The 15,385-nt window shown below is 64.7% G+C and carries 14 protein-coding genes; 9 read left to right on the plus strand and 5 right to left on the minus strand.

What is annotated here, in order from left to right; genetic code table 11:
* The first annotated feature begins 15 nt into the window (after positions 1–15).
* From HNR24_RS09870 to HNR24_RS09890, 5 genes are all read left to right on the plus strand, one after another.
* Positions 16–600: a ubiquitin-conjugating enzyme family protein gene (locus HNR24_RS09870; RefSeq protein WP_200492499.1), complete on the plus strand. Its 585-nt coding sequence runs from the start codon at positions 16–18 to the stop codon at positions 598–600.
* Entirely contained in the window at positions 587–1,885 is a 1,299-nt protein-coding gene (locus HNR24_RS09875) for a HesA/MoeB/ThiF family protein (RefSeq protein WP_135446947.1), read from the plus strand. Before HNR24_RS09870 ends, HNR24_RS09875 begins: the two co-directional genes overlap by 14 nt.
* 23 nt (positions 1,886–1,908) lie before the next feature.
* Positions 1,909–2,439 (plus strand): Mov34/MPN/PAD-1 family protein, encoded by a 531-nt coding sequence (locus HNR24_RS09880; RefSeq protein ID WP_135446946.1) that lies wholly within the window; start codon positions 1,909–1,911, stop codon positions 2,437–2,439.
* Complete coding sequence (locus tag HNR24_RS09885) at positions 2,436–3,740, plus strand: SAVED domain-containing protein (RefSeq protein ID WP_135446944.1); 1,305 nt, start codon at positions 2,436–2,438, stop codon at positions 3,738–3,740. The genes HNR24_RS09880 and HNR24_RS09885 overlap by 4 nt, the downstream gene beginning before the upstream one ends.
* A gap of 109 nt (positions 3,741–3,849) precedes the next feature.
* Positions 3,850–5,352 (plus strand): nuclease-related domain-containing protein, encoded by a 1,503-nt coding sequence (locus HNR24_RS09890; protein ID WP_135446942.1) that lies wholly within the window; start codon positions 3,850–3,852, stop codon positions 5,350–5,352.
* A 58-nt stretch (positions 5,353–5,410) separates the two neighbouring features.
* Here HNR24_RS09890 and mobF read toward each other — a convergent pair whose 3' ends face one another.
* Positions 5,411–8,950, minus strand: a complete 3,540-nt coding sequence (gene mobF / locus HNR24_RS09895; RefSeq protein ID WP_135447033.1) for a MobF family relaxase — start codon at positions 8,948–8,950, stop codon at positions 5,411–5,413.
* 187 nt (positions 8,951–9,137) lie between these two features.
* Between mobF and HNR24_RS09900 the strand changes: the two genes are divergently transcribed.
* Positions 9,138–10,310 carry a restriction endonuclease gene (locus HNR24_RS09900; RefSeq protein ID WP_200489064.1) on the plus strand — a complete coding sequence of 391 codons (1,173 nt, stop codon included), beginning with the start codon at positions 9,138–9,140 and terminating at the stop codon, positions 10,308–10,310.
* Between the two features lie 482 nt (positions 10,311–10,792).
* On the opposite strand, the gene HNR24_RS09905 is transcribed toward HNR24_RS09900, so the two are convergent.
* The 4 genes from HNR24_RS09905 to msrB form a co-directional block, all read right to left on the minus strand.
* Complete coding sequence (locus HNR24_RS09905; protein WP_135446940.1) at positions 10,793–11,161, minus strand: thioredoxin family protein; 369 nt, start codon at positions 11,159–11,161, stop codon at positions 10,793–10,795.
* A 249-nt stretch (positions 11,162–11,410) separates the two neighbouring features.
* Positions 11,411–12,052 carry a TetR/AcrR family transcriptional regulator gene (locus HNR24_RS09910; protein WP_182495685.1) on the minus strand — a complete coding sequence of 214 codons (642 nt, stop codon included), beginning with the start codon at positions 12,050–12,052 and terminating at the stop codon, positions 11,411–11,413.
* A 233-nt stretch (positions 12,053–12,285) separates the two neighbouring features.
* Positions 12,286–12,846 carry a peptide-methionine (S)-S-oxide reductase MsrA gene (gene msrA, locus HNR24_RS09915; RefSeq protein ID WP_135446938.1) on the minus strand — a complete coding sequence of 187 codons (561 nt, stop codon included), beginning with the start codon at positions 12,844–12,846 and terminating at the stop codon, positions 12,286–12,288.
* Entirely contained in the window at positions 12,843–13,319 is a 477-nt protein-coding gene (gene msrB, locus HNR24_RS09920) for a peptide-methionine (R)-S-oxide reductase MsrB (protein WP_241548410.1), read from the minus strand. The genes msrA and msrB overlap by 4 nt, the downstream gene beginning before the upstream one ends.
* Before the next feature lie 234 nt (positions 13,320–13,553).
* Between msrB and HNR24_RS09925 the strand changes: the two genes are divergently transcribed.
* The 3 genes from HNR24_RS09925 to HNR24_RS09935 are packed head-to-tail and all read left to right on the plus strand — an operon-like array spanning position 13,554 to position 15,359.
* Positions 13,554–14,006, plus strand: a complete 453-nt coding sequence (locus HNR24_RS09925; RefSeq protein WP_135446935.1) for a GNAT family N-acetyltransferase — start codon at positions 13,554–13,556, stop codon at positions 14,004–14,006.
* Complete coding sequence (locus HNR24_RS09930; protein WP_135446933.1) at positions 13,999–14,511, plus strand: carboxymuconolactone decarboxylase family protein; 513 nt, start codon at positions 13,999–14,001, stop codon at positions 14,509–14,511. The genes HNR24_RS09925 and HNR24_RS09930 overlap by 8 nt, the downstream gene beginning before the upstream one ends.
* A complete protein-coding gene (locus tag HNR24_RS09935; RefSeq protein WP_135446931.1) occupies positions 14,508–15,359 on the plus strand; it encodes an RNA polymerase sigma factor in 852 nt (283 codons plus the stop codon). The genes HNR24_RS09930 and HNR24_RS09935 overlap by 4 nt, the downstream gene beginning before the upstream one ends.
* Positions 15,360–15,385 lie beyond the last annotated feature (26 nt).

Raw genomic sequence — 15,385 nt, forward strand, 5'->3', positions numbered from 1 at the left:
GGTCCAGATCGCGGTGTGGGCACCACGGCGCTCAACCCCGTCCTCTGGACTGAGCGCGAACCTGTGCGACTGGCGCGCGATCAGAATGAGGTCCAGGCGTTCGCGCCATTGCTCGAATACCAGAGCCCCGCAGACGACGGCTTGCCGCACGGCGGATGGATCGGCGTCCTCCCCCGCTGGCCGTTCGAGCGGCCACAGCCCGATGCTCTCGATGAGCTGCTCGGGGACCAAGAACTGCGAGTGCTCGTCATCTACTCCGCAGCGCACCCGATGGTTCCGCCGACCATCTACTCCCTCGATCCGGAGCCGTCGATCTGGGAACAGACACAGTCCGCATGGCACGTTGCCCCAGGAGGATCGCTCTGTCTGCTCCAGAGCGATGGCGGCTGGCAGCCCGAGGCCAGCCTCACCGAGCTTCTGGCGAAGGCATCGGGGTGGCGGATCGAGTACGCCCTCATGAAGGCGGGAGTCATCAATGAGATGTCGGTCAATGGCATCGTCTCTGACCCCTCGCACGACCACCTGATTGACCGAGCGATTCAGCGAGCAGCTCCAACACCGGACCCGACCGAGGCGGGAGACACAGGTGTCTCCTCGTAACCCCTACATCGTGATGCCCAGAGACGCGGTCACCAAGATCGCAAGCTCCAACCTCTCGGGCGGAGCGCTGGTACTCCGCCGCGTTCCCGCGGACGATATGTACGTCGTCCAGGCCGTGGAAACCGGCAAAGACATCCGTCTTCCAGCCGACGTCCCACGCGAGTACGCCGCGCTTCGTTCAGGCGACCCCCACCATGCAGCTCAGTGGATCAGGGTGGCACCGAACGACGCCCATCTTCACCATCTCTTCTTGTCCAGGCGCCCCGATATCTCCATAGGCTTCAAGGATTTCAGGGAGCTGGTGCCGGGCGTTGCCGACCCCGGCAACAACCTTGGCGTGGTCGTCACTCACGACCCCGATCTTCCACCAGAACTGGTGGAGGCCGGTGCCTCGGAGTTTGCGGGCTGGGCCGTCCGGCGCGATGGTGTGGAACCGCTCGCTATCGAGATCGAGCCAGAAGTTGTTGGCCTGGCACAGTTGGCTGGCAAGTGGCCGATCGAGCAGCTCGCCGCCAACAGCATCATGGTCGTGGGCTGCGGCAGCATCGGTAGCGCCGCAGCAGAGGCGCTCGCAGGATACGGAGTCGGACGCGTGGAACTTGTCGACCCGGACCGATTCCTCTGGCACAACATGCTCCGCCACACTCTCGGAGCCGAAAGCGTCGGGCGATACAAGGTGACGGCCATGAAAGATCACCTGGCCCAGCACTGGCCGCAACAGACAGTGGTCGCCCACCGACGCGACCTGGTTGCCGAGGCCCACTACATCCGGCCCATCGTCGACCGCGTCGATCTGGTGCTGTGTGCCGCAGACGGTATTGCTCCCAGGCGTGTCGTCAGCCACCTCTCCAGACGCGCACAGAAGGCGGCGATCTTGGCGTGCGTGCTCGACAATGGCTCGATCGGAGAAGTCATCAGGCTGCGACCAACGCCCCGGTTCGGATGTCTCCTCTGTCTACGGCAGCAGCTTGCAGATCAGGGAGCGATGGACGCTGAGGCGGATCAGGAGTTGGATTACGGCACCGGGCGCGTCCATCAGCCTATGACGGCTGTGCCGCCCGATCTCCGATACGTCGGCACGTTCGCCGCGAAAGTAGCGATCGCGACACTGCTGGAATCGCTTCACGGCGACCACACCCAGCAGGTTCCCGGCGAACACGCCATCATCGGTCTTCGACCAACGGGTGACCTCGCAGCCCCGTTCGACCTCAGCCAAGCCGGCGATGTTCGGTGGTCGTCCATCCCCAGACCTCGCGCATCGTGTCCGACCTGCTCGCCAGGATGACAGCGCGGCGAGAGGTGACTCCGGTGACGATCACTGACGTCGCACTCAGCGCAATCGCGCGCGAGGCGTTGCGGTCCGTCGACGGACTCGAAACTGGCGGCATCTTGCTCGGGGACGACGCGACTGATGGGATCGTCATCCGACACGCCGGCGGACCTGGACCCAAAGCCACCCGCGGCGAACGCACCTTCATGCGCGACCTCGACCATGCCCGGCGTCTCGCGGACTCCGCCTGGTCGGAGGACCGTAGCCAGTGGATAGGCGAATGGCACACCCACCCGACCGGAGGACTCTCCCCGAGCGAGGTTGATCTCCACTCCTACATGCGCCATCTGCACGACCCCGAACTGGGGTTCGACAAGTTCGTCGCGATCATCGCTGGATTCGATTCATCGGCACGCGTGGTCGTTGCAACTTGGCTCGTAGAACGGGACCGCATCGTGGCAGTGGTACCCGAGAGGCTTCCTACGGCGCCTGCCGTAAACAGCCCGTACGCCAGTGATGCGGTGAGGCACGCCGCCTTCGTAGCTGATGAACACAAGGAGACGCCATGACATCCGATTCCGCCGCCCCTGACCCAGCAGACCCTGTCTTCATCTCGTACCGACAGAAGGACGGTACTGGTGTTGCTGGGGAGCTCGCCTGGCTCCTGCGGGCTGCCGGCATCCCTGTCTGGCGGGACCGAGACGATCTGCCGCCAGGCGACACCGAGGCCCGACTCAAGCAAGCGATAGCGGGCGGCATCTCCGGCGGCGTTCTTGTGACGACGCCGGACGTGGTGAACAGCAGAGTCGTGAAGACGCTGGAAGCACCTCAACTCCTTGAACTACACCGCGACCACGAAGTGTTTGCGCTCGGCATCGTCAACTCGGTGAAGACAGAGGACGGCGGAACAGATTACGACGCTCCTGACCGGCTCCTAGAGATTCGTCCCGGCACCTTGAGCGGTGTAGATCAGCGATCCGCCGAGCGCGATGGTCTGCTGGCATTGATCCGCGGTTTGGTCTGGCACCGGATCGCGTCTCTTCGCAAGCGAATCGAGGCAACCGACCCGACGTTCCGCCTGAGCCTCCAGACCAGGAACACGCCACAGGTCTATGACCGAACCGGTGACGAACTGGACATCCGGCTCAGGCCCTCCGATCACGAACGGCTTCCGAGCACCGAGGGGCTCCGAGATCTCAAGGACACCATTGGCCTCCTCCCCGATGCCGTGACCCGTTCCGGGGCACATCGCCTGCGTGTCGCTGGAGGGGCTCATCTCTCCGTGGCCTTCGCAATCGGGGCGGCTTTGCCTTCGTCTCGAATCGGGCACATGGACGTGATCGACCAACAGGGCGCCACCTGGGCGAGCGATGGCGAAGCGCGGTTCATCGAACAGCCGCAAGTACAGATCGCAGATCAAGGCGGCGACCCATCTGCCATCACGACCGGCCGCCCCTCCGTAGCCGTGTATGTCGATCTCCTGCCCCAACGCAGTGACACCGCCTTCACCCGCTATATCGAAGACCATAGGCCGTTTCTTGCGGCCTGGCGTCATCTCACAGGTGCGAGCGGCACGCTCCTCGACCCCGCTGATGCAGGCCTGATCGCTGCCGACGTCGCCGCGCACATCCGTGCCCTGTCGAACGACAACGCCAACGCCGAGGTGCACCTCCTGCTGCGGTGCCCGTTCCCACTTGCGCTTCTCATCGGGCGATTGACCAACACCCTGCGCGTAGTAGTCCATGAATGGGACGACTCCGACCCCATCGACGGTGAAGACTACCGCGCAAGGTACGTGCCCACGCTGCGTGTACGTACATCTGCAAGCTCCGGTGTCATCGAAGATGTGCTCCTCCCGGATGCGTCGTGACTGCGCCAACCGACCTTGCGGCCGCCCGTAACACCATGTTGAGCGTCACTCTCACGCGGAGGATTCGCTCAACGTTGAGACAACGGCGATCCGAAGGACACGGGCGTCTATGAGCTTCTCGCGCGATCCGAGCTTGTCCTACTCGGCATTCACTCAAGCGTGCCGCGCCTTCAAACCCAGCGAGCTGATCCCGGCGATCGCGCAAGCCTCGGCATCGCTCGGCGAACCGCCGTATCCAGATGCTGTGAAACATCGGATGCCGCCGTGGGGATTGGCTGCGGCCGCGCGAGATTCGCTTCTCTACGGCAATGAGTATCGCTCGAAGGTCGTCGATGAGGAGGCGCTGCGGAAGCTGATGCACAAGTTCCAGATCGCGATGGACATCGACGATGCCGATGTGGGGTCCGAGGACTTCCTCGTCAGACTGATGACTCGGGTCACGTACGAGCAGTTCCCCTACCAGGAGTCGATGTTCGAGGAACTTGCTCGCTCCCACGCCTGGATGGTCGAGGGCCTGCCCGATGTCGAGACCCGAGTGATCACAGAGGACTCGCTGGCGGCCATGCTCGACGGAGTTCCGTTCCGCGAGGCGATCGGCGCGACGTTCTTCCTCCAAGTGGGTGCCTTCCAGAACGGTGGAGCATATAAGCCTGGCTGGCTGGATCAGCCAAACTTCGCTGAGGTGCTGAAGCTCTATCCGCGGAGGAACATAGAGACGATCGCCTCTAGGCTCACCACGACACCCGCAGCCTTTCGGACTGCCTTCAACGACCACTCCGTCGGAACAGCCACAGCGGCCCGATTCGATTACAACCCGTTGATGGCGACGCCGTTCGTGGACATGGGCGACGGGGAGCCGGTTGCTCCAGCGACGCGTCTGATCATGCGGACGGTCACGCCGGGAGGCTTGTACTACGCCGGGATGGCCAAGCACGGCAAGGCTTTCGCGGATGATCTCGGAGGCCTGTTCGAGCACTACATTGGTCGACAACTCAGACTGATCGAGGACGCGGAGGTCGAACCCGAGATTGTCTTCGGCAAGGGTGGCGGTCACAAGAGCGTTGACTGGTTTGTGATCCTGCCCCATCTGGTCATCTTGGTTGAGGTCAAGTCTCGCCGCCTCGGCCCGGCAGCACGCGCCGGCGATGCGACGCTGATGAACTCGCTCAGCGAGACCCTGGGCGGCGCACGGAAGCAGTTGACCCGGACCGTCAGCCATCTTGCTGACAATCACCCGGCGTTCACGCACATCCCAACGGACCGCCCCATGTTGGGGTTGATCGTCACGGCGGAGCCGTTCTATACCGGGGCCGCATACCTTCTCGACCATGACGTTGCGGCCATCCCCGGCGGGAGGCTCCCAGATGTTCCTGTAACCGCGGCGAGCGCGCGTGAAGTCGAGTGGCTCGTGACGCACGGCAAAGACGTTGAGCCGCTGCTCCTCGCAGAGATGGCGAAGAGTGCAGGAGGTGTCGTCAGCCTGCGTGACATCGGTAAGAAGACTGATACCGAAAATCCGATTCTGTTGAACGCTTGGAATGCGTATCCCTGGCCGACCCGCAAAGGACGTGGCGATGGACAATCATCAGCGACGCCGACCGGCAATGGCTGACCCTCACAGTCAGACCAAGTCGATTGCAAGCTTCGGAAATGCCGAAATCGCGCCACGCTTACAACGAGCGCTCGACGTCCTCGCGTCCCGGTGAATGCTGCGGTACATCGCTCGCTTGGACGATGAAGCCACGTGCTCGATCGAGAGCAGTTCGTGCACGAGCGGCGTCGATGCTCTGCGCCGTGGACTGCGGCGGCGATCCCAGCGGTCGGTCATCCGTGACGCCGTATCTGTCGCGGTAGGCCGCGACAGTGCGCCCATAACGTCGCCACGCAGCGGCTTGGCGCTGACCGCGGGGTGGCTCGCCAAGATGCTGCACCCACGCTTCGCCGGTCTCACGTGCGGTGTCGAGCACGGCATCAGTGCGAGCTTCGATCATCTCGCGCCGCTCATCGAGTGCCTGCCGCATATCGCTTGCCATCGGGCCGTCCGCAGCCGGGATGAGTCCGGCGATCAGCCGCGGCGTCTTGCGAGCACGACCCGAGCCAGCCGGGCATGCTGTGGCGCGCGAAACGCGGTAGTGCAGCACAGAGGAGATGTCGTCGGCATCGGTGAACCCGCGGGCTGCCACGAGTCGCGGGAACAGAGTGTCGAGGTCGTGGTGGTTGGCCTCGGCACGGCGCAGCTCCGCGGTGAGCGCACCGAACGCCTCGGACTCGATCGCGGCGTCCGCCTGGTCGGCTGTCAAGCCCGAGGACTTGATCAAGGTGGCCCAGCGGTCTCGTTGGGCGGCGGCAGCAATCGTCTCGTACTCCGCGGCGAGCTGGGCGATCGACCCCCACTGCTCCTGTTCGGTAGTGATGGTCTCGTGCGCGGACAGCTCGGCTCCAACGTGTTGCAGGACGCCGTAGAGGACGGAGCGGGCCGTGGCGTCGGGGTTGTCGCCTGGGTGCGGGTGGGCGTGCTCGTTGGCCCGGTCGAGGATCACGTAGGCGTGGTTGGCGTGCTTGCCGCGGGTCATTGCGACGTAGAAGTTCTCCCGTGTGGTGGTCGGTTCCACCAGGACGTGTGCGGTGTCGACGGTGACGCCCTGCGCTCTGTGGGCGGTGATCGCATAACCCAGATCGACATGATCGGTCACATACGCGGCCGGGAGGACGATGGAGCCGCCGAACCGGCGGCCGGTCCTGCGGATCGTGATCGACCCGTCGTCGCGGACGCCGGTGATGGTCCAGGTGTCACCGTTGCGTACCCAGTCCTTCCCGGCTCGTAGGCGGCGGTCGTTGCGGCGGGTGACGACCGTGTCCCCCACCCCGGCAGTGGTGCCGTCATCCAACTCGACCTCCCGGCCCGGTTTCAGGCTGCCGTCGAGGATCAGGTCGGCACGTGCCCGCTGGTTGAGGGCGCTCACGTGGTCGCGGGTCTCGGCGACCAGCACCGACACCAACCCTCGCTGCCGGTCGGCGCGCCAGGCGATGTAGGCGGTGTCGCTCATCGCCTCGCCATCGCCCTCGTGGATGCGGTCGTGGTCGAGGTAGGTGTCGATCACCTGCGTACGACCGTGGCGCAGAGCGAGGGAGGCGGTCTTCTCCCAGGTGTTCACGAAGCGGTGCACGTCGACCAGCTCGGGCGCGTCGTCGTCGCGGTCGTTCACGAGGAGCCCGAACGCACCACCGGCGTCGACGGATTGGAGCTGGGCGAAGTCGCCCACGAGTAGCACCTTGGCACCGGCTCGTTCAGCCCGGTGCGTGATCCGATCCAACGACAGGGTGCCAGCGAGAGAGGCTTCATCGATGATGACGAGCTGACCGGCCTCGAAGTCGGTGCCGTACATGAGGTGGTTCTGCCACCACTTCGCCGTGTTCTCCGTCGCAATCCCCAAGTCCTCAGCGAGAACCTGCGCGGCCACCGCGGACAGCGCCAGCCCGACCACGGAGCCCTCGCCGTGCGCCTTCTCCCACGCACGCCGCAACGCCGACATAGCCGTCGTCTTCCCGGCCCCGGCCGGGCCCACCAGCACATCAAGGACACGGCCGGAGACCGCGATCTTCATGAGCGCGTCGGCCTGATCCTCGCCGAGCATCCGACCCTCCGCATCGGGACGAGCGGTGATCTTCTCGACCGTCGCCAGCGGCACGGTCGGCCCGGTCGTGGTGCGGGAGCGGTCGAGCAGTCGGTCTTCGGCGGCCAGGAGCAGCTCGGAGGAGAACACGGTCGAGTGCTTGGGCCTGAACACGCTGGTGCCGTCCACCCGCCGGAACGCGACGGGTGAGGTGGCGAGGTCGGGCGGCGTCAGCCGGAGCGAGGCTTGCTCGGCGGCGTCGGCAATCATCGCGACGACCGCTTCGCGGTCGTGCATGGTCGCGAAGCGCCAGCCCATCGTCTGCCGGGATGCCTCGGCCATGAGGTTCCAGCGCCGCCAGGTGGACCGTTTCTCGCCCACCACCTCGACCACGGTCTGGCCGAGTTCGCCGATGGCATCGAGCGGTACGTCGTCGGCGCGCAGCAGCATCGGCTTGTCGTTGTCGGTGATCGTGCGTGCCCAGTCGGTGGCGTCCTGGCCGAGTACCCCGGTGGCGCGGGTGCGCCACTCGGCCGTCAGGTCGGCCAGCGACCGCACCTGCTTCTCCGGGCGTGTGGCGAGGGTGGCTTGGGCGCGCAGCTTGATGATCGTGGCTGTGGAGGGTTGGCGGCCGTGCTTGGCGACGTACTCGGCGATGAGCCTGTTCTTCTCGGCGTCGATGTGCCGGGCACGGGTGGAGAACTCCTGGACCAGCTCTTCTGGCACCGTGCTGATCGCCCAGGCCGGGTTGCGGTCTCGGCCCATGTCGCGGGCTTCCCATTCGACGCCGAAGGTGCGGGTCATGTGGTCGGCGAACACCGCCTCGTGCAGCTCCGACAAGGCGACCACGGCGGCGTGCATCGGTCGCCCGTCCAGACTGCGCCATTTGCCGTCGAACGCGGTCTGGACCTTGTTGCTGATGACGACGTGGGTGTGCAGGTGGGGGTCGCCGGCGCGGGAGTCGAAGTGATCGAACGCCGTCGCCACCAACCCGGTGACATCGACCTGCGCAACGGCACCGTCGCCGGCGGTTGCGCCCGACCGGGTGGCTGCAACCTCACGCTCCATGAACGCAACCACCTCCGCAACCGCCGCATGATGCGCCTCACCGATCAGGGCTTGGGTCCCGGCGTCGGCGACCGCCCACAGTGCCGAGGCCGACTTCGGGATCGAGAAGGTGAAGTCGAACCCGGCCACCGCGCGACGCTTCCCACGCTCGGCCTCCTCAGCCTCAATTCGCGCGACCGCCTCACCTTTCGCGCCCGGACTCAGCGATGGGTCGAGATCGGCGATCCGGGCCTCGATCCGCTCCGGGACCGACTTGTAGGCGGGGAACGCGAGGCCGAGCGCGTCGCCGGTGATCGGATCACGACCCATCCCCATCACGAGCTGGAGCTGGGCCTCCGAAACCCGGTCCCCGACCGCGAGCTGGCCCTTGCCGAGTGAGGCGACGCCGGAGCCGAGCCACTGCCCGGGTGGGGTGCCCGCCTCCACGTAATACCTCGTCAACGGCGTCGAGAGAGTCCGATCGCCGTCTGCGGCCGCGACCGTACGCAGGAGGTACTTGTAGCCGTCTCCAGCGCTCATCACCCGCATCGAGACCGTCACGAGACCACCGCCTTTTCGGCAGTCAGGTGAGCAGCAGACGCCCGTGACCTCCGCCCCGGAAATGCCCGCTGGTGCGGCCGGCCGCGACATCCGGCATCCACTGCTTGGCTCCGTCAGTTCGACACGTCGACGCTGACATACATCTCCGGAATTCGGGTGCTGGGAGACTAGTGGGGTGAATCTCGACGAGTTGCTACAGGTGATGGATCGCGCCGCGGCAAACCTTGCCAAGCTCCAAGCGATCTGGGACCGCGCGGAGCCGATGATCCCGTCGAGCCCTCAGCGGGGTACGAATCGGGAGTATGAGGATCTGCGTCGGGCGTGGACGCCGCTGCTCGCGGGGCTGCCCCCGATCGACGGGTTCACAGTCACCGAGGAGCTGCCCGACATCGACGAGGCGGGGCAATCTTTCATCGATTACTTCGAGATCGGCGAGCCTGCTTTCGCTCTCATGAACGAGTTGGAGAAGCCGGGCCAACAGCTCGACGAGTACAGATTCAAACTTGCTCAAGCGCGTCGCCGGGCGATTCACGAGCGCCTCGACGATCTCGTGTCGACGATCAACGCGACCCTTGGTCAGATCACTGATTCCGTTGCGCGGGACTCGTCCGATCGCGTGGACGATCTCAGAACGAAGGCGGTGGAGGAGTCGATCAGCGAGATCGAGCGGTTGCTCGGCGACACCACTGACCGAAAGGGACGATGGGGCGATCTTCACCGGCATCTCCGTTTCAGTCAGGGGCACGATTGGCACGACATCGCCGAGATGGATTGGCCGTCTGTCCGGGCTGACATTGAGGCCGCGAGTCTCTCCGAATCCGACCCTTTGCCGGTGCCAGCGGTCGACCTCGGCGTAGCTGCTTCCGCGAAACCCGCAGGTGGTGCAAGCATCGGGCTCGATTGGGGTGCTCTTGATGACGACGGCTTCGAGCGACTGCTGTTTGACCTTTTACGCGGCTTTCCCAGTTACCAGAACGTCGAGTGGTTGATGAAGACGCGCGCGCCCGATCGGGGCCGCGATCTGTCCGCTGAACGCGTCATAAGGGACGACGGCGGGACGACGCGAACCGAGCGGGTCATCGTGCAGGCCAAGCACTGGACGTCCAAATCTGTCGCACCTGCCGACATCACGAATACCTTGGCGGCGCTGTCGCTCTGGGAGCCGCCGGTCGTTCGGACTTTGGTGATCGCGACGAGCGGTCGCTTCACCACCGACGCGGTGGCGATCGTCGAGAAGCACAACGTCGATGGGAAACTTCCGTTCATCGAGCTTTGGGCAGATAGCCGCCTCGAAACGCAGTTGTCGCAACGACCGGACTTGATCGCGAGCTACGGCCTCCGCTCGTAAGTCCGACGTGAGCGATTCGCGACACTCTACCTCGACCTGCAAGACGCGTGGCAACTCCGATGGCGGGCTGAGCGAGAGACGGATCGGCGGCGGCCTGATCGCCGGGAATGGGTGCGTCTCGTTGTGTCGTTCGGCGAGGCGTCAGCGGCGGTTGAGCAAGGTCGTGCACCTGGCGAGTGACCAGCCCGGCGAAGGGCTCCACGAGAAGTTCGGGTCCGGGGTCACCGAGCCGCCGGAGCCACCATGCGCGACCACACCCCTGCTGGCAGGCGCCGTCTGCGGGTCGGGTCCCTGTTCTCCGGATACGTGGTCTTGCCTGCCATATGAAGGTCTGCTTTGAGCGATCCTCGCGACCCTCTGGTCACCGCGTAGCGGATATCCTCAGGGCAGGAATACATCGCCGTTCTTCATGGCCTGCCCATCTCCGGAGTCCGCTGGACGAAACCTCGCCTGAGACTCGATCGTCCAGCGCACAGCAACTACTAGTGGACGTGGGCATGGCTCTCGATCTCGGCTCGCACTTGCACCATATCGAGGGCCCGTACCTGCGTGATCAGGTCGTCAAGCGCGGGCCTCGGGAGCGCCCCGGCCTGGAAGAACACCCTGATCGAGTCGCGGTAGACCGCGATTGTTGGTAGCGCGCGGATTCCGAGTGACTCAGACAACTGGTGCGCCGCCTCGGTGTCGACCTTGCCGAAGAGGATATCCGGGTGGTTCTCAGAGGCTGCCTCGTAGACTGGTGCAAACGCCTTGCACGCACCGCACCAGGTGGCCCAGAAGTCGAGGATCGCGATCCCATCCCGCTCGGTCACTTCGCGGAAGTTCTTGTCTGTCACATCAACCGTTGCCATCTTCCGTCCAATCGCTCGGCGACTCCTAAATGGACCCAAGGGTCCATCCATATGATGGTTGCTCGCTCCGAGCTGCGCAACCTGCATGACTCCCGCAGTAGCTATGGCTGGCTTCATGGGGCAAGCGGAGACAATACAGTACGTCCCCGCGCGTAGGGTCGTGAACGATTCTAGGACCTGAGAGTCCAGAAAATCTACCGACCCCGGACGAGGCTCAGGCTCACAGCAGCCGAGCGAGCCGCGGCACAGTCACACAGAGCCACTCTCCGTCGAGTACGCACGCACCTGTGCGATGGCCATGTCGAGGACCACCCGCATGGGACGGACGTCTCGGGCCGTCTTGGCGAGTAGATACCCTCCCTGCAGAGCAGCCAGCAGCCCGGTAGCCAACGCGTGCGCATCGGCGCTCGCGGTTAGCACGCCGCGCTTCTTCAACTCTTCAATCGCGTCGGTCAAGAGTTGGAGCCAGACGTCAAAATGAGCAGCAATGACCTTTCGTGTGTCTTCGTCATGATCAGCGATCTCATTCGCCAGCGCTCCGAGTGGGCACCCAAAGGCGCCGTTCCGGAGACCATTGCGCTCAACTAGCTCATCGCGCCAGAGTTCGAGTCCGCGCAGCGACTCGACCCTCGTAAGGCGACGACGTTGCTGCGACAGCAGAGCCTCCGCGCGTGCCTCAATGACTTCCTTCACCAGTGCGTCCTTCTCGGCGAAGTGCTGATAGAGCTGCGACTTCGACGTCCCACTCGACGCACGGACGTCCGCCAGAGTCGTCGAGGCAACGCCGCGCTCGTACATCAACTGATCGGCCGCCTCGATAATCCGTGCCTTCGTTGCGGCGCCGCGAGCCGTCAAGCGGCGCGGACGGGGGCCGCTGGCGCTGTCGGTCATGCCCCAAGGCTAATCGTCTCGGATTGGTCGGGCGCTCTCGCCGGCACTCAGATGCCAACGACCATCCATGTGGACCACCCTCGCGAGCAGTCGACGAGAGCCTCATGCCGTACGTCAAGGACCAGGGCTTCTCACGGTTGGGCCAGGCTGCCCAGGCGACTCCCGTCGCGGCCCGTCGGGAGTGGAGAGGTGGATCTCGACCCCAGATGCCCGGGCCCAACCGCAGAACCTTGCTACGTCGCCACGCTGGGCGAACGCCGCTCAGGCAGCACCCAGCCGTCGCGGGGGAAGTGGCAGGTGTAGCCGTTCGGATACTTCTCCAGGTAGTCCTGGTGCTCGGGCTCCGCCTCCCAGAACGGACCGACAGGCTCGATACTGGTGGCTGCCTTGCCCGGCCACAGACCCGACGCGTTGACATCCGCGATCGTGTCGTGGGCGATCCGCTCCTGCTCCGGCGTGACCGGGAAGATCGCGGACCGGTAACTCGTGCCCCGGTCGTTCCCCTGACGATTCAACGTCGAGGGATCATGGATCTGGAAGAACAGCGCCAGGATGTCGCGATAGCTCGTCCTCGAAGGGTCGAAGACGACCTCGATCGCCTCCGCATGGCCTGGGTGGTCGCGGTAGGTCGGGTGTTCGTTCTGCCCGCCCGTGTACCCGACGCGGGTTTCGAGGACGCCGGGCCGGCGGCGGATCAGGTCCTGCATGCCCCAGAAGCACCCGCCCGCCAGAACGGCTGTCTCCGCTCCCGAGACTTGCGTGATCTCCCCGCTGTCGTTGGTCCCGCTGGTCATGCGGTGGCTCCCTTCGTAGAGTCCTGGTCGGTGTCGAACAGTGCACTGAATTGGCCGTAGCCCTCCTCGACGAGCTTGGAGGCAGGAACGAAGCGCATCGCGGCCGAGTTCATGCAGTACCTCTGGCCCCCGGCGGCGGGTCCGTCGTGGAACAGGTGCCCGAGATGACTGTCGGCGCCCGCCGAGCGCACCTCTGTGCGGATCATGCCGTGCGTCCGATCCGCCTTGGTCGCGACAGCGTCGGCGGCGATGGGCGCCGTGAAACTCGGCCATCCCGTGCCGCTGTCGTACTTGTCGGTGGACGAGAACAGCGGCTGACCCGAGACGATGTCGACGTAGATGCCAGGCTCGTGGTTGTCCCAGTACTCGTTCCGATAGGCCGGCTCTGTGCCGTCCTGTTGCGTCACCCGATGCTGCTCGTCGCTCAGGCGGCTGAGCGACTCAGGGGTCTTGCGGTAGTCGTTGGTGGTCACTTTGGCTCCTCCTAGCAGGTGACGCGGCCGCGCCATCACATGCTGTAACGGACCCGGCGGTCCAACTATTCCACATGTCCTGCGGTAGAGTCGAGGCCAGACGATGCGTCGCCCCCGAGGCGGGGCGGCTGGTCTCGCGACGACCGACAAGACCGATGTAACCAGGCTATCAAGGGCTGAAACAAGACTCTTCGGCGATGCAGTTCCGGCGACAGAGGTCGGAGAGGAAGCGACATGAACGAACCCGAGGACCTGGGTCAGGTGACAGAAACTGTGGACTCACAGGACCAGAATCAGGCTGGTGGCGCCTTCACGGACGCAGGCGAACGGCATCACGAGCCCGGTGCCAGGTCGACGAACCTCGAGAACGGCTCGTCGTTCTCGATCGCGGTGGATGCTCAGGCCAGCACCTTCGTCGCAATCAAGGATGGTGTCGAGTTCGGAGCCGTCCCGTTCGCGGAGAAGAACGGCAGAGTGACGCTGCTGGCGACCTCGATCCTGCCGGACTACCGAGGACAGGGCTTGGCGACCGAACTCACCCGCAGGGTGCTGGACAGCATCCGCGCGGAGGGCAAGAGCGCGACCGTGAGGTGTCCCGTGTTCCGGTCCTTCATCGAGCGCAACCCCGAGTACGCCGCCATGGTGGACATTCCGGGCGTTGGACGGGACGGTCGGGGCGATGTCTGAGCCCGGCACCGAAAACCCGAAGCCGGTACTCGGGAGTCTCCGGTTCGAGAACACTCGCTTCGACCCAGACCTCACGCCGTTCCACGAACTCGCCAAAGACATGGCCACGCAGTTCGGCTACGCCGCAGAGCTGTCGGGAGACCGTGTCCTGCTACAGCTCCTCCGTCTGCGCGTCGCACAGCTCAACCCCTGCTCGTACTGCCTGATTCTCCACGCCGAGGTGGCGGCCAGGATCGGGATCCGGCCCGAACAAGCCGCACACCTGGCGTCGTGGCGTGAGAGCACCATGTACTCGCCCAGGCAGAGAGCCGCGCTCGCCTACTGCGAAGGTCTCACCTCGTTCCGTCACGAGGAGATTCCGGCCCTGCACGAAGAACTGCGGCTTCACTTCACGGAGCGCGAAGTCGCAGAGATCGCCGCGGTCGTCATCAACATGAACGTGTGGACCCGCCTGAAGCTGGCTCAGGGTGCCACTCCGAGCCTGGCGTCAAAGGAGTCGCCATGAGCCACGCACCAGTCAACGCGACCGAGCTGTCATGCGCCGAGTACACCGAGGAACTCACCCAGTTCCGAATGGGTCTTCTGGATGAAGCCGACGCCGAGGTAGCCCAGCAGCATCTCTACGCATGCCCGGACTGCCGGCTGTTCACGCACCAGGTCGAGACCGTCACTGATCTCGTGGCTGATGCCGAACCGCATGATCTGCCCCATCTGCCCGACAGTGTCTCGCTCCTACTTCACGACATCGTCGACGGCGAGACCGAGAGGCCCAGCGATCCCAGTGAGATCACTCGCCTCCTCTTTGGACTCGCCCGGAGTCTCGCCCCACACGTTGCGGAAGACCTGGTCCAAGAGACTCTGCTCTCAGCATTCGAGGAAAGCCCAAGGGGGTTGGACCCTCTGGCGCTCGCCCGGGACCTAGCCGATCGAGCATTCGCTGAGCCTGAGCCAACGGTACGGAGCCTCGACGACTATCGAACAAGAGCCGAGAACCAGACCGCCGAGCTGGATCCCGACGCTGATACTGCGGAGTTCTTCTACCCCGACTTCTACGACATTGGACCCGATGCTGGACGCCACATTGACGCACCGAACCGCTGGGGCCAGACCAATACCCTGAGCCCGGACGACGAGGTGTTCACCACCGATCTGTATCGAGTGGTGGACGGCGCCGTCGCACGTTTGGCCGATCCGCTCGGCCAGTTGGTACAACTCGTCGACATCGATGACGTATCACTGGCGGACGCGGCCTACGTGCTTCGCCTCGACAAGGTCGATGCCGTCGACGCTCTGCATCGCGCTCGGATACACCTCCGCGGCGTCGTCAACGAGTACATGGCTGTCAGAGCGTGACTGCGTCCTGCCGATCCAGCCGCCGT

It is taken from the genome of Nesterenkonia sandarakina (assembly GCF_014138825.1).
In the GTDB taxonomy this organism is placed as follows: Bacteria; Actinomycetota; Actinomycetes; order Actinomycetales; family Micrococcaceae; genus Nesterenkonia; species Nesterenkonia sandarakina.